The sequence below is a fragment of the Rahnella sp. ATs2 genome (assembly GCF_051851855.1).
Classification (GTDB): Bacteria; Pseudomonadota; Gammaproteobacteria; order Enterobacterales; family Enterobacteriaceae; genus Rahnella; species Rahnella variigena.
The window spans coordinates 78421-100127 of the sequence record NZ_JBLYPL010000016.1; the positions used below are offsets into that span (position 1 = coordinate 78421).

Genomic DNA, 21707 nt, shown 5'->3' on the forward strand with positions numbered 1-21707 from the left:
GCTCCTGTCATTGCGCGGAAGTGCGCGTCAGCCATGAATGGAAAACTCGGGTAATCACTGGCATCCAGAGGAAAACCACCAGCGCAACCACAGAGGCATCATTGAGTAAATGACCGCCTTCTGTGCCTTTGAGCTGCGGCAAAAATTGCCCCCAAAACCAGGGCACAATGTGGGTTGAAGGGTAAATCACCAGCAAGGTAAGCAGGTATTGTTTCCAGCGGGCAGGGGGACGAACTGTCGCACTCGGCGGGGTAAACCAGAATTCCGCGCCGGGACGCACTTCGGTGCTGTCGTCCTGCAACAGCAGCGGGCTGACTTCCGCCACCAGTTGTTTACGCAGCTCAGAGTTGTGCCAGGCGTTGAGATTTTCCAGCGTGTCAAAGCGCACCAGAATGGTGTACGGATCCCCGCTGCGGCTTGGACGGATGACGTTGACGCCCAGATGTCCCGGGAACGTGCTCGCCTGCGGCATGATTTTGTTCAGCCAGGCTTCGTATTGCGCCTCGCTGGCGGGGGCAATTTTGTGCGTAATGACGAGCGTAACGTGTTGCTTGTGGGACTGGGACATACATCACCTCAGCTGATTTAAATAAAAGCATTTATCGAATCAATGAAATGATGTTAGTCGGCGGGTTGAAACAATGATAGGTGAGAATTTTTGCGTTCTTGTTAAGATTTTTTGAGGGTTATTCTTCCCCGACCACGCGCAGTTCGCGCTGCCTGAGAATGCGGTGCAGATTGAATTCCAGCCAGTCGGCCAGCCCGGCAACCTGGTCTTTCATCTCAAGTCCGAGAGGCGAGAGACTATACTCAACGTGCGGCGGCACCACCGGAAACGAATGCCGGTCAACAAAGCCATCTTCTTCTAACGCCTGCAGCGTTTGCGCCAGCATCTTTTCGCTGATGCCCCCGACTTTGCGGCGCAGTTCACTAAAGCGCAGCGTTTCGTCGCACAGGGCGATAAGGATCAGCAAGCCCCAGCGGCTGGTGACGTGGCGCAGAATTTCGCGTGATGGACAATTCGGATCGAGGACTTTCCCCTGACGGATTTGTTCTGACAGCGGCAGGCGTGCCTCAGCCGGGTCTGATGGAATTATTTTCATACTTACCTTTTGGTGCGTACTTACGAAAAGTAAGTGTATCGCATAGGATGTCTTCACGGCGACGAATTTCGCGTCTTGCAGAACATAAACCCACAATATGAATTTTGTGTCGAAACCTTCAGGAGAATAAATATGATCGCAGTTACCGGTGCTACCGGCCAGTTAGGCCGCCTTGTTATTGCCGCGCTTCTGAAAAAAGTGCCCGCTAATCAGATTATTGCCGCAGTGCGCAGCCCTGAAAAAGCCAAAGATCTGACAGATTTAGGCGTTCAGGTTCGCCAGGCGGATTACAGCAAGCCGGAGACGCTGGATTCAGCGTTTAAAGGCGCAGAGAAATTGCTGCTGATTTCCTCAAGCGAAGTCGGTCAGCGCGAAGCGCAGCACAACGCGGTGATCGCGGCGGCGAAACGTGCGGGCGTGAAACTTCTGGCTTATACCAGCCTGCTGCACGCGGATAAATCTCCGCTCGGTCTGGGCGTGGAACACCGCGCGACCGAAAAAGCGTTAAGTGAATCCGGCATTCCTTTTGTCCTGCTGCGTAACGGCTGGTATACGGAAAACTATGCCGCGAGCATTGCACCGGCTTTGGCGCATAACGCCTTTATAGGTTCTGTCGGAGAGGGGCGGATTTCTTCTGCTGCCCGTCAGGATTATGCCGAAGCGGCGGCTGCCGTTCTGGTGCTCGAGGATCAGGGCGGGAAAATCTACGAACTGGCGGGCGATGAATCCTACACGCTGGCTGAATTCTCGGCGGAAATCGCACATCAGTCCGGCAAAAAAGTGGATTACGTGAATCTGCCGGAAGCAGAATTTGCTAAAGCGTTACTGGGCGCCGGTTTACCGGAAGGTCTGGCGAATATGCTGGCAGATTCTGACGCGGGCGCAGAGAAGGGCGGTCTGTTTGATGATTCTCATACATTGAGCAAACTGATTGGTCGTCCAACGACGCCGGTGAAAGACGTGATCGCTGCGACACTGAAATCGCTGTAATACGCTAAAGCTTCAGAAAGAAGTGAACACCGGCCTGCTAGCACTGTTACTTAACAGGCCGGTGTATTTGTTAAATTATGTCATCTTGCGTGGAGAGCAAAACCAGCTCCAGCAAATTACGGCAACCCTGCTGGTTGCTGACGTTAGACTCCTGCTCCAGCTGGCGCAGCAGCCCTTCAATAATCGCTTTATTGCTTACCGGATAGCCGTTGTTTAACAGCCCTGAAACGATGGTGCCGAGGATCTCGACTTCGCTTAATGTTGGCGTTTCACGGGTTTTGAAATAATCACTGATTTCTGTAACTGTTTGTTCTGCTTCGAGTTGCATGTAGACCTCCTCAAACTTTTCTGCGAATTATCATCGCCGGAAAAGTGCCTATTGCCAGTCAGAAAAGAGAATATTGTGAAGCGTTTCTTCACAATTGCCTTCCCTGTTCATCCCGTGATTATTTTGTACAAAAATAAAATCAGCCATGAAAAAAACCTTTGGAAGAAGGGAAATCCAATTTTTTCTTCCAAAGGCCAGGCTGAAACTGCCCGTAAAAGACGGACTAATGATGAAGCAGGGGTACAAGAAAGTTATACAATGATTGCAATTTTGTACAGGTATGGATGCGAAAAATCTTAAATAGTGTTGCTAGCAATGTTTAAAAAAGCACGAAATGCTCAATTTCATTTAAAGCTGTTACATTCACAGGACGCGTTAGTTTCATATGTAATGGTAAATAAGGTGACTTCTGCGGTTGTCTATTGCGTCTGTACAACAGTCCGCCTGTGCGGCAGAATAACTGCCCTTTTTTTCGCCATCCGGCGAATTCTGCAACAGCAGATCAGGAGTCTTGCGGTGAAAGTTAACGTCATAGGCACCAGCGGCAGTGGCAAATCAACGCTGGCACGCGGCATTTCTCAGAAACTGAATATTCCCTATATTGAACTGGATGCGTTGTTCTGGCGGGCTGACTGGCAGGGTACGCCTGACGAACAATTCTTTGCCCGCCTTGAAGAAAAAATGGCAGCCAGCGATAGCTGGGTGATCGATGGAAATTACAAACGCTCGCAACCGGTTAAATGGCGCAATATTGATCTGATCGTTTGGGTGGATTATTCGTTCGGGCGCACGTTGTTTCAGGCAGTGAAACGGGCGGCTACGCGTGCGTGGGGCGGGCAGGAAATCTGGGCGGGAACGGGAAACTACGAGACGTTTCGCAAAAGCTTTTTCAGCCGGGAGTCGATAATTCTGTGGACGCTGAAAACTTACAGGAAAAACCGCCGCCAGTATGAGGCGTTAATTCGTGACCCCGCATGGCAGCATGTTCGCTTCGTGCGTTTACGCTCACCCCAGCAGACTGAGGTTTTTCTCAGTGATCTGACCCAGTTGTAACACCATCCACGGGCTGAAGGCCCACGGCGTCGTGCGCACGCTGCTCAGCAAATCTTCCGGTTTCACCCACTGATAATCCATCACTTCAGACTCGCGCGGTGCCGGTGTCTGGCCGGTGAAAGCGGTAAAAATCGGGCAGAATTCATTTTCGACAATGCCGGAAGCATCGGTGGCGCAATACTGAAATTCATCCACCAGCGAGGCGATGTTTTCCACGGATAATCCGATTTCATACTGACAACGGCGCAGAACCGCCGCCTGCAGGGACTCGCCGGGCAACGGATGCCCGCACACCGAATTCGTCCAGACTCCCGGCCACGCGACTTTGCCTAGCGCACGGCGCGTCAGCAAAATCTCGCCACGGTCATTGCGGATGTAACAGGAAAACGCCAGATGCAGCGGAGTATGTCCGGAATGCACCAGCGCTTTGTCCATGGTTCCCGATGGCTGATGTTGTCCATCCAGCAACACGACTTCTTCAATCATAAAAACTCCCGTGACTCCTCAACCTTCAGTCTTCTGTTTCCAGCATTTGCTTAAGTAAACGCACCAGATGCCGCTGATCGTCAGGAGATAATCTTGCCAAAAACTCAGTATCCACCTGCTCACCGACAGGCTGAGTATTCGCCAGAACGGCTTTTCCCTCTGCGGTCAGCGTGATAAAACGCCGGCGCTTATCTGCCGGATCGGCCTGACGCACTAACAGCCCGCGTGATTCCAGCCGCGACAACATTTCTGCCAGGGTGGCCTTACTGCTGATCGCCACACCGGTCAGTTGTACCTGTTCAATTCCCGGATTTTCAGCAATCGAGCGCAACACGGCGTACTGCGGTTTGGTCAGTTCCGGGATGCATTGCTGCCAGCGCGCAGTGTGCTGCTGGAATACCTTACGCATTATGTGAAAGGCTTCCTGTCTCAATTGTGTGCTCATCATCGGTTTCCGCTGTTCTTATAGGTCTCCGGCTATTTTAGCAACCTATGAGGAATGAATGCGACAGACCATTGCGGTGATTTGAAAAGGAGTATAAGGTAAAAATCATTCGTATACGAACGAAATGTTCAAGGTCATGATCTGTGTGAGGCTGAAATGAGACTGATTGTAGGGATGACGGGCGCGACGGGTGCGCCGCTGGCGGTGACACTGTTGCAGGCGTTGCGGGATATGGACGATGTGGAAACACATCTGGTGATGTCGAAATGGGCGAAAACCACGATTGAACTTGAAACGCCGTATACCGCACGTGAGGTGAGTGCCATGGCGGACTTCACGCACAACTGCGCCGATCAGGGAGCCACAATTTCTTCCGGCTCATTCAAAACGGACGGCATGATCATCATCCCGTGCAGCATGAAAACGCTGGCGGGGATCCGCGCCGGATATGCCGAAGGGCTGGTCGGGCGCGCGGCAGATGTGGTGCTCAAAGAAAACCGCAAACTGGTGCTGGTTCCGCGTGAAACCCCTCTCAGCACCATTCACCTTGAAAACCTGCTCGCACTTTCCCGCATGGGGGCCGCAATCGTGCCGCCGATGCCGGCTTACTACAACCACCCTGAAACCATTCAGGACGTGACAGACCACATTGTGACCCGCGTGCTCGACCAGTTTGGCCTTGAATATCATCGGGCTAAGCGCTGGGCCGGGTTAACGCCCAAGAGTGACGGTGTCACTAATTAGTTTCTAAAACGTGTTAAATCTACTACGTACCAAGTACAGGAGAATCGAGATGGCTTTTGATGATCTGCGCAGTTTTATGCGCGCACTGGATGAGAACGGACAACTGCTGAAAATCACCGAACAGGTGAAAGCGGAGCCGGATCTGGCCGCGGCGGCGAATGCCACAGGCCGTATCGGCGAGGGCGCACCTGCGCTGTATTTTGACAATGTGGAAGGGTTTACGGACGCGCGTATCGCCTTAAATACGCTGGGGTCATGGCCCAATCATGCCATTGCCATGGGGTTGCCGCCTTCCACGTCGACCAACGAGCAGATTGCCGAATATATCCGCCGCTGGGATACGTTTCCGATCACACCTGAACGTCGTAAAAATCCGGCGTGGGCAGAAAATACCGTCGACGGGGAAGACATTAACCTGTTCGACATTCTGCCGCTGTTCCGCCTGAACGACGGCGACGGTGGTTTCTATCTCGATAAAGCCTGCGTGGTGTCCCGCGACCCGACCGACCCGGACAGCTTCGATAAACAGAATGTCGGCATTTATCGTATGGAAGTGAAGGGCAAACGTAAGCTCGGGCTGCAACCGGTGCCGATGCATGACATTGCGCTGCACTTACATAAAGCGGAAGAACGCGGCGAAGATTTACCGATAGTCATCACACTGGGTAATGACCCGATCATTACGCTGATGGGCGCAACACCGCTGAAATATGACCAGTCGGAATATGAAATGGCGGGCGCATTGCGTCAGGCGCCGTATCCGATCGCGACGGCACCGCTGACTGGTTTTGACGTGCCATGGGGTTCAGAAGTGATCCTCGAAGGGGTGATTGAAGGGCGTAAACGCGAAATCGAAGGGCCGTTCGGCGAATTCACCGGACACTATTCTGGTGGCCGCAATATGACCGTGGTACGTATCGATAAAGTCTCTTACCGCAATAATCCCATTTTTGAATCCCTCTATCTCGGCATGCCATGGACCGAAATCGACTACCTGATGGGACCAGCCACCTGCGTGCCGCTGTATCAGCAACTCAAAGCCGAATTCCCGGAAGTGCAGGCAGTCAACGCCATGTACACCCACGGTCTGCTGGCGATTATCTCCACTAAAAAACGTTACGGCGGTTTTGCTCGTGCCGTGGGGCTGCGCGCAATGACCACGCCGCACGGTCTGGGGTACGTGAAAATGGTGATTATGGTCGATGAGGATGTGGATCCGTTCAACCTGCCGCAGGTGATGTGGGCGCTTTCCGCCAAGGTCAATCCGGCGGGCGACCTGGTTCAGCTGCCGAATATGTCCGTGCTGGAACTGGATCCGGGGTCATCGCCGGCGGGGATCACTGACAAACTGATTATTGATGCCACAACGCCGGTCGCGCCGGATAACCGCGGTCATTACAGCCAGCCGGTACGCGATTTACCAGAAACCAAAGACTGGGTCGCCAAACTCAATTCCATGCTGGACGGGCGCAAAGCCTGAACATTCATTAAAGATAGTAAGGAGTGATTATGATTTGTCCACGTTGTGCCGATGAGCATATCGAACTGATGGCCGTGTCCCCGGTGAAAGGTGTCTGGACCGTGCATCAGTGCCAGCGTTGTTTATACACCTGGCGTTCTACTGAACCTCTGCGTCGCACCAGCCGCGAACATTATCCCGAGGCGTTTAAGATGACGCAGGCAGATATCGACAATGCGCCGATGGTGCCGTCGATCCCGCCACTTCTGGCGGAGTAATGTGACTTTCTCCTCCCTCTGAAAAGAGGGAGTGAGAAGCTTCAGAAGCCGTTTTTACGGAAACTCATCTGAACATAAATTTTCCGCATAAAAACAGTTTAGGTAAGCTCTAAGAAAATTCCTGAAATCAAGCAGTTAAAATTCTATTTCCCTGAAAACTCCCTTCTTTTTTCTCCTCAATAGTCCCGCATTTTGCCAACATAAACTCTGTAAAGGTAGACAGTTGTCGACTTTTCCTCTAAAAGTTCTGCAGTTCTCGCCAGACAAAACTAGTTTCGAATGGCAAATAATAATTTCTGAATGTTAAAGAGCGGCGAAATGATAACCGCCAGGCATTGAGATTTTACAAACACTACGACACACCTTTTGGAGAGTTTATGCATTCCTCTGATCACAAAAACGAGAGCCGGACGTTCTTCGGTCATCCTTATCCGCTGGGTTCTCTGTTCTTCACAGAAATGTGGGAGCGGTTCTCGTTTTACGGTATCCGTCCTTTACTGATCCTGTTTATGGCAGCGACGGTGTATGACGGCGGCATGGGACTGGCGCGTGAAAATGCATCGGCCATCGTCGGTATCTTTGCGGGCTGTATGTATCTGGCGGCGTTGCCGGGCGGATGGCTGGCAGATAACTGGCTGGGACAGCAAAGAGCAGTCTGGTACGGCTCAATCCTGATTGCACTGGGTCACCTGTCGATTGCCTTATCTGCTTTTATGGGCGACAACCTGTTCTTCATCGGCCTGATGTTTATCGTACTGGGTTCCGGCCTGTTCAAGACCTGTATCTCGGTCATGGTAGGCACGCTGTATAAGAAGGGAGATGCACGCCGTGACGGCGGTTTCTCGCTGTTCTATATGGGCATCAACATGGGGTCGTTTATTGCACCGCTGATTTCCGGCTGGCTGATAAAATCGCATGGCTGGCACTGGGGCTTTGGTATCGGTGGTATCGGTATGCTGGTGGCGCTGATTATCTTCCGCGTTTATGCCGTACCGGCAATGAAACGCTATGACAGCGAAGTCGGTCTGGATTCCACCTGGAACAATCCTGTCGCGAAGAAAAACGGTGTCGGTGCCTGGTTGCTGGCGCTGGCCGTCGGTGTGGCTGTCGTTGTAACGCTGATTGCGCAGGGCGTGATCGTCATCAATCCGGTTGCTGTCGCCAGCGTGCTGGTGTATGTGATTGCGGCATCCGTTGCCCTGTACTTTATCTACCTGTTCCTGTTCGCCGGACTTAACCGCAAAGAGCGCGCCAGACTGCTGGTCTGCTTTATCCTGCTGGTTTCCGCTGCGTTCTTCTGGTCTGCGTTCGAGCAAAAACCGACCTCTTTCAACCTGTTTGCAAATGACTACACCAACCGCATGATCGGCGATTTCGAAATCCCGGCGGTCTGGTTCCAGTCTGTCAATGCATTGTTTATCATCCTGCTGGCACCGGTATTTAGCTGGGCGTGGCCGATGATGGCGCGTAGAAACATCCGTCCGAGCAGCATCACCAAGTTCATCATCGGTATTTTGTGCGCAGCGGCAGGCTTTGGCCTGATGATGCTGGCAGCGCAGAACGTGCTGAACAGCGGCGGCGCAGGTGTTTCACCATTCTGGCTGGTGGGCAGTATTCTGATGCTGACGCTCGGCGAACTCTGCCTGAGCCCGATAGGGCTTGCGACCATGACATTACTGGCACCGGAAAGAATGCGCGGTCAGATGATGGGGCTGTGGTTCTGTGCCAGTGCGCTGGGTAACCTGGCAGCGGGCCTTATTGGTGGTCACGTGAAAGCCGATCAGCTGGATATGCTGCCTGATCTCTTTGCGCGTTGTTCCATCGCGTTGCTTATCTGTGCCGCAGTATTGTTCGTGCTGATTATTCCGGTACGCAGAATGCTGGAAAACGCACAGGCCAGTTCAGAACAGAAACCTGTCACTCACGCCTGACGGACAGTGATGTGATTATCGACCCGTAACCGGTTGGTACAGTAAACAGAAATGAGGTGGTCTTCGGACTGCCTCATTTTTTTTTATCCTATCCATGTTACCGGTATCACATTAATCAAAAAACATAAGAAATTTATAACATCTCGCAATTGTGACTGCCTTTTAACCATTCTATAACAAGTCCTCGGGCCACGGACGGACGGACTTTTTTGTGTTTAACCCTACAAAAGGCAGGACGAAAAATGACGGCGAAGTTATCCGTAAAAGAAAAAATCAGCTACGGTCTGGGGGATATGGCGAGCCATATTGGTCTGGATAACGTGATTATATTTTTGACGTTTTATTACACCGATGTCGTGGGATTACCGGCGGTTTTCGTCGGGACAATGTTTCTGGTCGCCCGCGTGGCGGATGCGATTGTTGACCCTGCAATGGGGCTGATCGCCGATCGCACGCAAACCCGTTTTGGTAAGTTCCGTCCTTATATTCTCTGGCTCGCGCTGCCGTTTGGTGCCAGTTGTTTACTGGTTTACGCGGTGCCTGAATCGCTGTCTTTGGGCGGCAAAATGGTTTATGCCAGCGTCACGTATTGCGTGATGATGCTGATGTATACCGCCATCAACATTCCTTACTGCTCGATGGGGGCGATCATCACGCCGGATAACACCCAGCGTATTTCTCTGCAATCTTACCGGTTTTTCCTCGCCACGCTCGGCGGCGCGATGTCCACGTTCCTGATGATGCCGCTGGCAGAAATGATCGGCGGCGGTAATAAGCTCGACGGCTATTTCGGCGCGATGGCCATCATGGCGTCGATTGCCGTGGTGATGTTCCTGCTGTGTTTTCTCAACACCAAAGAACGTATCAGCGCACCGCCAACGCACGAAAATTTCCTCTCTGATTTGCGCGATTTAGTGCGTAACGATCAGTGGCGTGTGGTCGCGGCGCTGATCTTCTTCAACATCTCATTCGGCGTCGTCCGCCTTGGCGCGATGATGTATTACGTCACTTATTATCTTGGCAATGCCAGCTACTTTATGTGGCTGCTGGCGGCGCACATTATCGGTAAAAGTCTCGGCAGTTTGCTGGTCAAACCGCTGACCCGCAACCGCAGCAAACTGGCGGCGTTTACGCTGTGCGCCATTCTGACCGGCTTGCTGAGCATGGCGATATTCTTCGTTCCTGCGTGGATTTCCCTGCTGGTCGGCATGACGTTGCTGGTGTCCACGTTCTATCAGGTCACGACCACGCTGATGTGGGTGATGATGTCGGACGTGGTGGATTACGGCGAATACAAACAAGGCAAACGAATGGACGGCACGGTGTTCTCGACCTTGCTGGCGATCCTCAAAATGGGGATGGCGGTGAGCGGGGCAGTCGTTGGCTGGACCCTCGGCTGAGCGGTTACGTGCCGCACGCCGCGCAGCAAAATACTGCCGCGATGCTGTCAATTATCGCGCTGTTCTCACTGGTGCCGGGCGTGTTGTCGATGTTCAGCGCGCTGTCGATGCGCTGGTACAAGCTTAACGACGCGACCATGAAACAGATTAACCAGTCCAAAATTTCACGGGAACACGAGCCTGTCCCTCAGGCCACCTTGCATACACAGGAGTCCGCATGAGCGAATTAATCGCCGAAAAGAACCGCATCCTCTGGCATTTCGATCAGCAAACGCTGGTGATTGAACCCTGGGGTGAAAACAGCCTGCGCGTGCGTGCTACCTGCCGGCCGGAACTGAATGAACATCTTTGGGCGCTGCTGCCGCAAACCGAACAGCCGCAAACTGACATCAGCCGTGGCATGGAAACGCTGAGCATCCGCAACGGCAACATAACGGCGACGGTCAATATCAAAGGGCAGCTGGCGTTTTATAACCAGCGCGGTGAACTGATCCTTGAGGAGTTCTGGCGTCAGCGTTCCACCGTCGGCATCGGCGCGACGGAGAAGAGTCAGGACAAATACATCAGTGCGCTGAAAATGGATGCGCGCGAATTTAAGGCTATTCCCGGCGGCAAGCATCAGCTCACCGTGCGTTTTGAGTCGCGCCCCGACGAGAAAATCTACGGCATGGGGCAATATCAGCAAAGCTGTCTGGATCTGAAAGGCTGCACGCTGGAACTGGCGCAGCGTAACTCGCAGGCCAGCGTACCCTTTATGCTTTCGAGCCTCGGTTACGGCATGCTGTGGAACAATCCGGCAATTGGCGAGGCGACGTTCGGCAAGAACATCACCCGCTGGGAAGCGCAGGTCACGGAGCAGATGGATTACTGGATAACCGCCGGTGATACGCCCGCAGACATCATGCATCAGTATGGCCGCGCGACGGGTACTGCACCGTTAATGCCGGAATACGCCACCGGTTTCTGGCAGTGCAAATTGCGTTACCGCACGCAGCAGGAAGTGCTGGAAGTGGCACGTGAATACAAGCGCCGTCACCTGCCGATTTCAGTGATTGTGATCGACTTCTTCCACTGGCCGAATCAGGGCACCTGGTGTTTTGACCCGGTGGACTGGCCGGATCCGAAAGCGATGGTCGCGGAGCTCAAATCACTCGGCATCGAAACAATGGTGTCGGTGTGGCCGACGGTAGACAGCCGCACGGACAACTACAAGGAGATGAAATCAAAAGGTTATCTGGTGAATACCGACCGTGGCGTGTCGGTGAATCTGGACTTCCTCGGCAATTGCACGTTCTTTGATGCTACCCATCCCGACGCCCGTCAGTTTGTCTGGGAAAAAGTGAAGCAGAACTATTATGAACTGGGGATCCGCACCTTCTGGCTGGACGAAGCCGAGCCGGAATACCGCGCCTATGATTTTGATAACTATCGCTATCATTTAGGACCGGTGCTGGAGGTGGGGAACATCTACCCGCAGAAATTTGCACAAGGTTTTTACGACGGCCTGCAACAGGAAGGCGAGCACGAAATCGTCAATCTGGTGCGCTGCGCCTGGGCTGGCAGTCAGCGTTACGGCGTACTGGCGTGGTCGGGCGATATCCATTCCTCCTTCCACGCGCTGCGCAATCAGATAGCCGCCGGACTGAACATGGGACTGGCGGGTATCCCGTGGTGGACGACAGATATCGGCGGTTTCCAGGGTGGTAACGTCAATGACCCTGCGTTTCAGGAACTGCTGATCCGCTGGTTCCAGTGGGGCGTATTCTGCCCCGTGATGCGTCTGCACGGTTACCGCGAACCCCAAATCCAGCCATCAGAACCGTGGCGCGACGGCATCGCCCAATGCAACAGCGGGGCGCCGAATGAAGTGTGGAGCTACGGCGAAGAGAATTACCAGCTGATGAAAAGCGGCCTTTTCCTGCGCGAAAAACTGCGTCCTTACATCAGCCGCGTGATGCAGCAAGCCCACGAGAACGGCGATCCGGCGATGCGCACCATGTTCTACCAGTATCCGGATCAGGCTGAAAGCTGGAAAGTGGAAGACCAGTACATGCTCGGTGCCGATATTCTGGTTGCGCCGGTGCTGTACGCGGGGCAGCGGGAGAGGGAAGTGTGGTTACCGGCGGGAGAGACGTGGGTGGCACTTAATGGGGAACGGTATGAAGGCGGAAGGGCGATTACGGTCGCCGCGCCGATGAGTGAAATCCCGGTTTTTGTGCGGGAGGGTACGAAGGTGAAAGCAGAACTTGGTATTTGACCTGCTCCTCCCCCTGCGAAGGGGGAGGCGGTTTAGCAGACAACACCCATCTTCGTATACACTCTGACCTTAGTTTTTGACCTTAATACCCCACCCCACCCCACCCCAACCCTCCCCTTCGCAGGGGAGGGAGTTAACCCAATCCCCCATTTATCACAAAACTGTTAACTCTCCGCGAGGATTCCGTAATCCCTCCCCTTGTAGTCTGATGCCATCGACAACAACCGGCACGGTGGCAAAAAATGATTAACAGACGCAATTTCCTGCTGGGCAGCAGTGCGGTTTCTGCGGTCGCTGTCATGGGGCTGATCCCGTCTTTTTTCCCGCGTAAAGCGGATGCCCAGGCGAAAGCCGAAAAGTTTGAATTTACCCTGACCGATGAGCAGTGGCATCAGAAGCTCAACGATGATCAGTACCACATTTTGCGCGAGGCGGGCACCGAACGGCCTTATTCCAGCCCGCTGAATAACGAACATCGGGCGGGCGAGTTTGCCTGTGCGGGTTGCAATCTTCCTCTCTTTTCCTCTGCGACCAAATTCGACAGCCATACCGGCTGGCCGAGTTTCTGGAAGCCGTTATCCAATGCCGCGCTGACCAGCCGGGATACCTCGTTTGGCATGGTGCGCGATGAAGTGCATTGCCGCCGCTGCGGCGGGCATCTGGGACACGTATTTGATGACGGCCCGCAGCCAACCGGCCTGCGTTATTGCATGAACGGGCTGGCGATGACGTTCACTCCGAAAGCTTAATAAGTCAGGACATTCATAATGAAAAATGCAGCCAATAAAGTGCGCAGCTTACGTAATTACAGCCTGATCGCCGGACTGGTGCTGGCTTCAGCCTTTGCCTTTCAAAATAACGCCTGGTCGTGGGGCGGTGGCGCAGAACCGGCGGTGGTGATCCCGGCACCGGCAAAAGATGAGCCTGCGGGAACGTCGCACAGCGAAACGGCGCTGTTTGCCGGTGGCTGTTTCTGGGGGATTCAGGGCGTGTTCCAGCATGTGAAAGGCGTGACCAGCGCGGTGTCGGGTTATGCCGGAGGCGAGGCACAAACGGCCAGCTATGAGCAGGTGAGCAACGGCGATACCGGCCACGCAGAATCCGTCAAAGTCACGTTTGACCCGACGCAGGTGAGTTACGGTGAACTGCTGCATATTTTCTTCTCGGTAGGGCATAACCCGACGGAGTTAAATCGTCAGGGCCCGGATACCGGCAGTCAGTATCGCTCGGCAGTTTTCCCACTTAATCAGGCGCAGGCCGACGTGGCGAAAGCGTACATTGCCCAGCTCGATGCCAGCCACAGTTACAGCGAACCGCTGGTGACGAAAGTGGAAAACAATGCACACTTTTATCCGGCAGAGGCTTATCACCAGAACTTCTTAAACGATAACCCGGATTATCCGTACATCGTGGTGAACGACCTGCCGAAAATAAAAGATTTGAAACAGCATTTCCCGGCCGATTATCGTGAACAACCGGCGCTGGTTAAGCAATAGCATGCCCGTTATCAACGGCATCAACGGCCGTGATGATGATCGTTTTTTGACGGCATCGGCTGATGATGATGCGCATGATCATGATGAGGATCGTGGTGGTGGCCGTGAGGACCCGCCATCACACAACCGGTCAGTGAAAATAATAATGTGGCGTACATTACCAGACGTAATAAGGCTTTCATTCTTACACCCTGAAAAATAGAGAAGAGAGCACCTTCCGTAAAAATGGAATATGCACTCTTCGCAGGAAATTAAATGTTAAATCAGAAATCCATCTCTGCGCCTAAATATGCGCCATCAATGATGCGTTCGTTAGGATTCCCTGCTGTTCCATCAAGGCCGATATAACGGTAGCCAGCTTTGACTTTTACAGGTGCAAACGGTACCCAGCTGAATCCGGCATCCGCTTCGGTATAAGATTTCACACGATTGCTTAATGCATCAGGTGCACTGTAACCCTCGGCATAAAATGCCAGGCTATCGGTGAAGGGGACGGTAATGCCGCCGCCGACGGGAAATGCAACACCTTCGTTATCAGACGTTGAACCCTGCATATAAAGGGCTTTTGCACCCAGATTAATCATTGCCGGGCCAACAGGAATATTAAAGCCTGCGGCCGCACCGCCGATCTGACGACCATTTTTGGTGTTCTTCGCCCAGTTACCGTCGATATACAGGCCCGATGTCTGACGGCCCATTCCGGCGTTCAGTTCAGTGAAATCTGTGCCCGCTTTTGCACCGAGTTCAACAGCCTGAGTCTGGCCTGAGAAAGCCAAAAATACGGCCATTACACTGCCAGCGACAGTCAGTTTGATTGTGTTCTTACGCATTTGTTTACCTGTTGATTAAGTGTTCGGCTCCGAGCGGTCTTTGCCGTTCTGCCGTCAGACGGATGTCCCGTCCGTGAGGAGCTATCACACACTCAGGCACAGCCAACATCAATTTATATGTCAGATGATGTGATAAATAGGTTTTTATTCTTTGATATTTTAATTGATTAGATAATTAACCTGGCGCAGAAGGCTGGCCTCAGTACGCGACACAGACGAATTGTGGCGAATACGTGCTGCTGACCACGTATGCCTGGTCACGGATCCGCCTGACGCCGATGTTCAGAGAGGCGTTATCACCGGTATTTTCCAGCCACATCTGGTCGAAATCAGCATCTGGTGTGGTATCTAAAGGTGACGGTGTCACTTTATCAATGGTGAAATGATAGGTCTTATTATCAACTTTAACGCCATGGCTGAGATAAACAGTACGTTCAAGATATGTACTGCCTTTAGCCGATTTCACATCTCCCTCGTACTGAATAATGCCCTTGTTCTTATCGTAAAATTGCAGGCTTTCCACAACGGAAAAAACCAGTTGTCCCTGCTCAATATCCATATTCACTTTGCCGAAGGCTTTACATTTTAAAGTCGGAATATCTTTAGATGGCCATAAATACAACATGCCCCCCGCGATAATACAAACCGCGATAACGGATGTATAGAACCACTTCTTCTTAATCATGATCATTGGCCGACCCACTTATAGTGATAGAAGTTATCACACGAAATAATTTCTTTATTATTGCCAAGGGTGCATAAAGACAGCAGCGTTCTGGCATTGTTTTGATACGAATAAGGTAACTCGCTGTTATAGATGATGACATTGCCTTTATTGCACGTCAGATTATTGACTTTCAGCGTGTGGCTAACCCGCTCAAGCACCGCAGGTTTCTCATCATCCGAAATATCTTTCAGGAAAATAATATCGCAACCAGTGTCAGGTTGTTTTATTTCAGTGATGCCGTTGGTGGCATCCTCGTATTTCCATGCACTCATTGACACGCCAGCCAGAACCAACAGGCAGAGCAGGATAAAAAGAACGCGCCGGGCAGGTTTGACAGGTGCAGGTAAAGCAGCAGGTATTGGCGCCAGTACCGCAAGCGGGGTGACAGAGGCCGGTTCCACAGGCGGCACTGTTTCAAGGCGACGCACACTGACTGCCGGGTTGAGTTTAAAACCGACTTTCGGCAGGGTAACGATCAGTTCTTGGCAATCTAATATCGCCAGATTGCGGCGGACAATACTCACGTACTGATTTAGATTATTGCCGGAAGCATGCAGACCGTGGTTGTCCCAGACGGTTTCGAGCAGATATTCCCGCGTCAGATCCCGTCCTTCTGATGAAAGAAACTCTTCCAGCAGACGTGCCGCCGGAAGTGGAAGTTTAATGACATCCTGACTGGCGGCATAATACAGCGTGCCATCATCTGAGTTGAATTCAATTGCTTTATCAATGAGATATTTCATCTTGCCCTGATTGAGATGAGTAAAACTACTCAACACTCTGTCGGAATTAAAAAACGCTTCAGATTAATAGTATACAAGCTAAATTTTGCCTGCCGGATCTGAACCGGGGATATGTAAAACTCTCAGCCTTCTGATGCAGAAAGTAAATTATTATGTTGCCTGAAGGCTGTGTGCAGGAATAAAAATCTATATATACCCGCTTTATGTAATTAAATTGTCTGCCACGTCGAAATGCGTTTTCCTGCTCGCATCGTTAACTGAGCGGAGTGGTGACGTGGATATTACCTTTACAGACTTTCTTATTGGATTTTCCTCTGCGCTGGATTTGTTAAGTCCTGAAAACGGACACCGCGGCGTGCGGCGTGCCTATATCGTGATGAATATTGCCCGTCAGCGGCGGTTCAGTCCGCTGGTGCAAAAGCGCCTTTTCATTGCTGCACTTTTGCGAGGTATCAGCCACGGCGCGCATACTCCGCAAGATTGTGTCAGGCGAATCGCAAACATTCCTTTGCTGGCTGGCAGCGCAGGCCTCATCGCCGCAAGAGGGCAGCGGCATCCGGAAAGTCGCCTGCTTGATCTGGCCGATAATCTGGATTTACTGGCGCTTCATGAATACCCCCGCGGCCACTACCCGTCACACGCGATTGAAACATTGTGCGATTCCATCGGTTCCCGTTATCAGCTCGACGACATTCTCGCTTTACGTGAGCTGGGTCTGGAAAAAGAATTCTGGGCAGAGCTTGCCTCCGCCACGTTGATCAATACTGCCGCGTCCTTTTCACCGTTTGCGGGAACCGTGCTGACTCATGACGAACTCACCGCCTTGTCTTCCCTGCTGGCAGCGGTCATTGATCAGCATTGTCGTTCAGCCGCACAACATTCCGTAGTGGTAGCGGACATTGCTGGCCGGCTTGCGCAAATGTACGGGTTTTCCAAAAAAGGCGTGCAGCGCATCCGCGTCGCGGGTTTACTGCATGACCTGGGCAAACTGGTCGTTCCCGCCGCGTTGCTCACCAAAACATCGGCGCTGACAGACCTCGAACGCCGTCAGATCCACATTCACCCGCAGTTCACCTGGAAAATTCTTTCGCGCATTGCCGGTATGCATGACATTGCCCGCATGGCCAGTTTTCATCATGAACGACCGGACGGAAAGGGCTACCCCTTCCACCTGCGCGGTGTTCAGCTCGATCTCGGGCCACGCATTATTTCAGTCGCCGATTGCTATGCCGCACTGCGCGAAGCCCGCTCATACAAAACAGCCTGCTCACCGGAAAAATGCTTCAGCATCATGCAGCAAACCGCAGAACGCGGCGGGCTGGATGCTGAAGTGGTCGGTGCGTTGCATGCCGATGTTTTGGCTGCCGGAGAGACAATGCTCAGCGCATCTCCACTTCTGCTGTAATGCTGACATTGAATTCCCCCGCCTGCGCCTTTTCGCGGGCGTTGCGGGTCAGTTCGGCTACGTAACTTGTTTCATGAAACAGGGTATGCGGATCGCTGGCGGCGGCGCTGAAATCGACATACCTTCCCGCCTCATTTTTCACACTCAGGGCGATGCCCGGCAAACCGGTTTCAATGTGCTGTGCGTCATGGCGTGCGCCGCTGAAACTGAAATGGATGGCGATGTTGTCATAATCTGCTGCATTTTTGCAGACGACCGGCAGATGGAAACTCACCGCCGACAGCAGGGTGCGATTACTGAGTATGGTATCCGGGAATCTGACCCGCAGATTGTCGCGGGTGACGCTGCACTGGCTGACATTAACGCGCAGCGCACTCAGCCCGACTGTCATCCGCGGGGTTCCCTGATAACTGAGCGTCAGCAGCGCCGGTAAGGTGTAATCACCCGCCGTGACGTCGCCTGTTTTGTACAGCCTGACGGCGAAATTACGCATCCGCTGACTCAATATGTCGCCTGAAAAAGACTTGCCATTCAGCAGGCACTCTCCGCCATCTTCCGTGCAAAAACTAAAACCAATGCCCGGAATGCCGCTCTGATAAATCCCCCGATTTTCATCCCATGAGGCCTGCGTGATCGCAACCTGAAGGTTTTCCCCGGAAAGATTTGTACCGCTGAATGTGCTGGCGGGCAGTGTTGCCAGCAGGCTGCCGTTTGTCTGCATTTGTTTCACCGCCAGGGTGCCGCCTTTGAATAACATCAGGCCGCCGGATCCGGCATAGACGGGCGAAATCCCCGACAGCGCAGCACAAAGAGAGAGCAGCAGCAGGGCAGTACGATGAGTTACAGGCATGATAATTTCCATAATGTTGATGTGTCAGAGGGCGCGGAGGAAGCGGAGGGTTGCGCAATGTGGCACAGCACATGGCCGTTACGGCTCACCGTCAGCGGCCAGCGGCGGTGAGTGAAATCGGCCAGCAGCACGCCGGCGGCGCCGCCGGTGCCCATGGGGGACTGACTGGCATCCTGAACGCTAACGCCAAAAGGCAGCGGATGACGGTGGCTGTCGGATATTCTGGCGAAGCGCCGGTCATGACGGCGTGCATTAAAGTCCGCTTCGACGATGGCGCCCTGCGTGGGTACGACTCTTTCCACAGCAGAGGGCACATCAATCTGTTTATTCAACGAACTGGGATCGAGCCCGACATCGTTCACCCGGTATGGCACCGCGTAAGGCACGACGGCATTGCCCCAGCGATCGGTATACACATTCTGATTGTTCTCAATTTTTAAATCGCGTGTTTGCGGCGTATGCACCAGCACCACGGTATCGCCCAGCGGCTGGCTGAGCGTGATGCCGTGATGATGAACCAGTACGCCGCCCTGAAGCCCGATCAGGGTTTGCTGATACCCTTTGCCCTGAGACAACCCGGCGCTCACCAGCCCGGATGAACCACTGTACGTACCCGATAAATTGGAGGAAACGTCCGCGCCCTGGGTGGAGATACTGGCGTCGTAACTCAACTGATTATCGTCAAGAAACGAGCCGTTCAGTGACGCGGTTTGCTGGCTGCTGCCGTGCGAGCCGGTCAGGGAGTTAAAGCCAGCGCGATGGTTTTGCGATTCGCCGAGCGGGGTCTGGACATTAAACGTCAGGCTGTTATCGATGCTGCCGTGAAGGTCGCGCTGATGCGTGTAGTAAATCTGAAACTGAGATTGCCAGCGGCTCATGGTGAGACAGATGCGCGAGCTGTGCTGCTTTTCACCGTTCCATGTACGGTCTTGCGTATAACGCAGCAGCAGGGTCAGTGACTCAATACTCTGGTCGAGCTGCACGTTGTATTGATCGTGATACGCCAGGCTGCCCCCGCTGTGCTGCGCAGTGCCGATTGCGTCGCTGACTTCCTGATAATCTGCGCTGTACTTATGTTTCCAGCTCAGGCTCAGGGTGCTTTGCGTCTGATTAAGCGTGCGCACGAACAGCGTTTCCAGTTGCTTTCCCTGTCGCGCTGCATCATTCGCCGTGGTAGCACTTGTTTCGCTGCGCTTAAGCAATACCGACATCCCGCCGAGCAGCGGCAGATTGGCGCCTAATCCGCCGCCGCTGTTCTGATAGCGGAACGCGTCACGGCTGGCCATTTGCTGCCCGGCCAGCAAAGTGAAGGTGTTATTCAGGCCATAAAATGCGCTGGCCTGATACAGCGAGGGCGTCAGCGCACCCGCGCCGCTGCTGCGATAGCGTCCGGCGGAGAGCTCGTAACTGAACACTCCCGGCGGCAGAAGGGCGGCGATAGCATTAAAAGCCTGCGTAAAATGCTGAACGCTGCCGTCGGTTTCATTCACGCTGATTTCCAGATCGCCGGAGCTGCTGGCGCTGTGCACATCACGGATAGCAAACGCGCCGGGCGTGACGCGACGCTGATCGATAACAAAGCCGTTCTGGCGGATCACTACCGTGGCATTAGTGCGGGCAGTGCCGCTGATCGCAGGCATGAAAAAACGCTGGTTATCGGGACGCATTTCTTCGCTGGAATACAGGGTTATACCGCGCAGGGAAACCGATGAAAAAATCTTGCCGTTGGTAAAAAAATCCCCGCCGCGAAAGGTGCTTTTCAGCGCGGCGATATCGCGGGTGAGATAACTGGAACTGCTCTGATAATGGCCGCTCTGACCACGCTGATAGCGGAAATAACCGTCGTTGCGCAGGCGCCAGTTGCCCAGATTGAGGCCATTATTAAAGGTTGAACTGACGCTGTGGGTATTCTGACTCTGACCGCCCGTGTCGCGTTGCAGATTGAGGTTGTAATTGATCCGGGCGGCATTGAGCCCGGCGTTCCACTCCTGCTGCGGGGCGATATCGCCGGAAGGTGGCGTCAGCCTGGCCTGGGGCACCGTCAGGGAAAGTTTTTCACTGCCTGCGTCGTAAGTGACACTGGCGTTATCAACAAATGCGGCCAGCGGATGCAGCCCCGCAGGGGCATGGTCGGTGGCAATTCCGCGTGCTTTTAGCTGCACGGCGGTAAATACCGGCTGGACAGAACCCTGCGTTAAACGAAAAGGTTGCGTAATCTGTCCAAATTCTTCGCTATTGATCAGCAAGGCAACCGGATAATCACCGGCCAGCATCTGGCTGCCTTTGAGCAGTACTGACGTGTCAACGCCGCGTAAGTTGTCCATTTTCTCCATCAGTGACAGATCAAAGTCGTCACCGTAAGCCCGCGAACAATGGGCTGCGGATATCGGAAAAAGGATGAGACAACACGGGACGATTTTCATAACGATGGCGGGATCCGGGCCTTGCGGCCCGGTAGCGTCTGACGGTGAAGTAGTGAGGTGCGCCAGACGCTATTTCCGTTAATAGATTTTATATCCTTGAAGACTATTTATAAGTGAACGCAAACGTCGCGCTGGAGGTGACATTTCCGGCCGTGACCGTGGCGTCCTGTTTCGCGTATTCCACGATAAAATTGATGTTGTCATCGCCCTGATTGAGGCGGTCAATGTAATCACTGGCCGGAACCACGCTGTTCACCTGCAATGGCGTGTTCTGATCCTGTTCACTGAACAACTCGAAACCGACACCGTGCGCACTTTCCGCATCATTGCTGCTGTTGGAAAGCACCTCAGGCGTCGCGCTGGCGCTGTTACCTTCGATGGTCAGTTGAATGTCGTTCTCGGTGGCTTTAGTGGCGCAACTGACATTAATCTGGAAGCGCTTTTGCTGATCGGCTGTTGCCTGACCGGTGGTGAGTGCCTCAACCTTTTGCAAATTGATTTCCGGTAACACCACAGAGTGAGACGTGTTGTCGTTAATAGTGCAGGTCGGGGCTTTGACCTGACCATTGAACTGGATTTCAACCGAGTTAGCGGCTGTATCATCCGCCATTGCCGTGTTGATAAAAGGTAATAACGAGAATGCCAGAGCACATGCCATTTTATTTCGGGTAAACATTTTTTCCTTGCCTTTGTTATTTACTGAGAACATAAATATCCACTTCCCGATGGGAAGTATTCACTCTGATAATAGTTATTACT

At 53.1% G+C, this 21707-nt stretch carries 23 protein-coding genes and 1 pseudogene; 12 read left to right on the forward strand and 12 right to left on the reverse strand.

The window, feature by feature from the left end; translation table 11 throughout:
• Positions 1-7: 7 nt before the first annotated feature.
• Both ACJY2G_RS17555 and ACJY2G_RS17560 read right to left on the reverse strand, forming a co-directional pair.
• Positions 8-568 carry an antibiotic biosynthesis monooxygenase gene (locus ACJY2G_RS17555; protein ID WP_112289680.1) on the reverse strand — a complete coding sequence of 187 codons (561 nt, stop codon included), beginning with the start codon at positions 566-568 and terminating at the stop codon, positions 8-10.
• Positions 569-686: 118 nt separating this feature from the next.
• Positions 687-1103 (reverse strand): winged helix-turn-helix transcriptional regulator, encoded by a 417-nt coding sequence (locus ACJY2G_RS17560; RefSeq protein WP_120163397.1) that lies wholly within the window; start codon positions 1101-1103, stop codon positions 687-689.
• A gap of 132 nt (positions 1104-1235) precedes the next feature.
• Between ACJY2G_RS17560 and ACJY2G_RS17565 the strand changes: the two genes are divergently transcribed.
• On the forward strand, positions 1236-2093 hold the full coding sequence (locus ACJY2G_RS17565; protein WP_430319360.1) for an SDR family oxidoreductase: 858 nt from the start codon (positions 1236-1238) through the stop codon (positions 2091-2093).
• Positions 2094-2163: 70 nt separating this feature from the next.
• Here the strand turns inward: ACJY2G_RS17565 and ACJY2G_RS17570 are convergent, their stop codons facing one another.
• Positions 2164-2421 (reverse strand): biofilm/acid-resistance regulator YmgB/AriR, encoded by a 258-nt coding sequence (locus tag ACJY2G_RS17570; RefSeq protein ID WP_112289685.1) that lies wholly within the window; start codon positions 2419-2421, stop codon positions 2164-2166.
• A gap of 51 nt (positions 2422-2472) precedes the next feature.
• Here ACJY2G_RS17570 and ACJY2G_RS17575 point away from each other — a divergent pair, with 51 nt between their 5' ends.
• Positions 2473-2721: a hypothetical protein gene (locus tag ACJY2G_RS17575; RefSeq protein WP_112289687.1), complete on the forward strand. Its 249-nt coding sequence runs from the start codon at positions 2473-2475 to the stop codon at positions 2719-2721.
• A gap of 216 nt (positions 2722-2937) precedes the next feature.
• Positions 2938-3474, forward strand: a complete 537-nt coding sequence (locus ACJY2G_RS17580) for an AAA family ATPase (RefSeq protein ID WP_120163395.1) — start codon at positions 2938-2940, stop codon at positions 3472-3474.
• On the opposite strand, the gene idi is transcribed toward ACJY2G_RS17580, so the two are convergent.
• Together idi and ACJY2G_RS17590 are read right to left on the reverse strand one after the other, a co-directional pair.
• Complete coding sequence (gene idi, locus ACJY2G_RS17585; RefSeq protein ID WP_120163394.1) at positions 3427-3960, reverse strand: isopentenyl-diphosphate Delta-isomerase; 534 nt, start codon at positions 3958-3960, stop codon at positions 3427-3429. The genes ACJY2G_RS17580 and idi overlap by 48 nt on opposite strands.
• Positions 3961-3985: 25 nt before the next feature.
• Positions 3986-4405 (reverse strand): MarR family winged helix-turn-helix transcriptional regulator, encoded by a 420-nt coding sequence (locus ACJY2G_RS17590; RefSeq protein WP_112289692.1) that lies wholly within the window; start codon positions 4403-4405, stop codon positions 3986-3988.
• A 156-nt stretch (positions 4406-4561) separates the two neighbouring features.
• Here ACJY2G_RS17590 and ACJY2G_RS17595 point away from each other — a divergent pair, with 156 nt between their 5' ends.
• From ACJY2G_RS17595 to msrA, 8 genes and pseudogenes are all read left to right on the forward strand, one after another.
• Entirely contained in the window at positions 4562-5149 is a 588-nt protein-coding gene (locus tag ACJY2G_RS17595; protein WP_120163393.1) for a non-oxidative hydroxyarylic acid decarboxylases subunit B, read from the forward strand.
• 49 nt (positions 5150-5198) lie between these two features.
• On the forward strand, positions 5199-6629 hold the full coding sequence (locus tag ACJY2G_RS17600; RefSeq protein ID WP_120163392.1) for a non-oxidative hydroxyarylic acid decarboxylases subunit C: 1431 nt from the start codon (positions 5199-5201) through the stop codon (positions 6627-6629).
• Positions 6630-6658: 29 nt separating this feature from the next.
• Positions 6659-6886 carry a non-oxidative hydroxyarylic acid decarboxylases subunit D gene (locus ACJY2G_RS17605; RefSeq protein WP_112289696.1) on the forward strand — a complete coding sequence of 76 codons (228 nt, stop codon included), beginning with the start codon at positions 6659-6661 and terminating at the stop codon, positions 6884-6886.
• A gap of 377 nt (positions 6887-7263) precedes the next feature.
• Positions 7264-8817, forward strand: a complete 1554-nt coding sequence (locus ACJY2G_RS17610; RefSeq protein ID WP_430319359.1) for a peptide MFS transporter — start codon at positions 7264-7266, stop codon at positions 8815-8817.
• Positions 8818-9059: 242 nt separating this feature from the next.
• Positions 9060-10438: pseudogene (locus tag ACJY2G_RS17615) on the forward strand (glycoside-pentoside-hexuronide (GPH):cation symporter).
• Positions 10435-12474: a glycoside hydrolase family 31 protein gene (locus tag ACJY2G_RS17620; RefSeq protein WP_430319358.1), complete on the forward strand. Its 2040-nt coding sequence runs from the start codon at positions 10435-10437 to the stop codon at positions 12472-12474. The pseudogene ACJY2G_RS17615 and the gene ACJY2G_RS17620 overlap by 4 nt, the downstream one beginning before the upstream one ends.
• 242 nt (positions 12475-12716) lie before the next feature.
• Positions 12717-13223: a peptide-methionine (R)-S-oxide reductase MsrB gene (gene msrB, locus ACJY2G_RS17625; protein WP_113876469.1), complete on the forward strand. Its 507-nt coding sequence runs from the start codon at positions 12717-12719 to the stop codon at positions 13221-13223.
• An 18-nt stretch (positions 13224-13241) separates the two neighbouring features.
• Positions 13242-13970 (forward strand): peptide-methionine (S)-S-oxide reductase MsrA, encoded by a 729-nt coding sequence (gene msrA / locus ACJY2G_RS17630; protein ID WP_430319357.1) that lies wholly within the window; start codon positions 13242-13244, stop codon positions 13968-13970.
• Between the two features lie 20 nt (positions 13971-13990).
• Here the strand turns inward: msrA and ACJY2G_RS17635 are convergent, their stop codons facing one another.
• The 4 genes from ACJY2G_RS17635 to ACJY2G_RS17650 all read right to left on the reverse strand — a co-directional run bounded on the left by ACJY2G_RS17635 (position 13991) and on the right by ACJY2G_RS17650 (position 16270).
• Positions 13991-14152, reverse strand: coding sequence for a hypothetical protein (locus tag ACJY2G_RS17635; RefSeq protein WP_430319356.1), 162 nt, complete (start codon positions 14150-14152; stop codon positions 13991-13993).
• A gap of 81 nt (positions 14153-14233) precedes the next feature.
• Positions 14234-14800 (reverse strand): YfaZ family outer membrane protein, encoded by a 567-nt coding sequence (locus ACJY2G_RS17640; RefSeq protein WP_430319355.1) that lies wholly within the window; start codon positions 14798-14800, stop codon positions 14234-14236.
• Positions 14801-14999: 199 nt separating this feature from the next.
• Complete coding sequence (locus tag ACJY2G_RS17645; protein ID WP_112289708.1) at positions 15000-15491, reverse strand: FidL-like protein; 492 nt, start codon at positions 15489-15491, stop codon at positions 15000-15002.
• Positions 15488-16270 (reverse strand): winged helix-turn-helix domain-containing protein, encoded by a 783-nt coding sequence (locus ACJY2G_RS17650; protein ID WP_430319354.1) that lies wholly within the window; start codon positions 16268-16270, stop codon positions 15488-15490. The genes ACJY2G_RS17645 and ACJY2G_RS17650 overlap by 4 nt, the downstream gene beginning before the upstream one ends.
• 274 nt (positions 16271-16544) lie before the next feature.
• Between ACJY2G_RS17650 and ACJY2G_RS17655 the strand changes: the two genes are divergently transcribed.
• Entirely contained in the window at positions 16545-17675 is a 1131-nt protein-coding gene (locus ACJY2G_RS17655) for an HD-GYP domain-containing protein (protein ID WP_430319353.1), read from the forward strand.
• Here the strand turns inward: ACJY2G_RS17655 and ACJY2G_RS17660 are convergent.
• The 3 genes from ACJY2G_RS17660 to ACJY2G_RS17670 all read right to left on the reverse strand — a co-directional run bounded on the left by ACJY2G_RS17660 (position 17650) and on the right by ACJY2G_RS17670 (position 21624).
• A complete protein-coding gene (locus ACJY2G_RS17660) occupies positions 17650-18525 on the reverse strand; it encodes a hypothetical protein (RefSeq protein WP_430319352.1) in 876 nt (291 codons plus the stop codon). The genes ACJY2G_RS17655 and ACJY2G_RS17660 overlap by 26 nt on opposite strands.
• Positions 18516-20948 (reverse strand): fimbria/pilus outer membrane usher protein, encoded by a 2433-nt coding sequence (locus ACJY2G_RS17665; protein WP_439291967.1) that lies wholly within the window; start codon positions 20946-20948, stop codon positions 18516-18518. Before ACJY2G_RS17665 ends, ACJY2G_RS17660 begins: the two co-directional genes overlap by 10 nt.
• 103 nt (positions 20949-21051) lie before the next feature.
• Positions 21052-21624, reverse strand: a complete 573-nt coding sequence (locus ACJY2G_RS17670) for a fimbrial protein (protein WP_157961000.1) — start codon at positions 21622-21624, stop codon at positions 21052-21054.
• Positions 21625-21707: the final 83 nt, after the last annotated feature.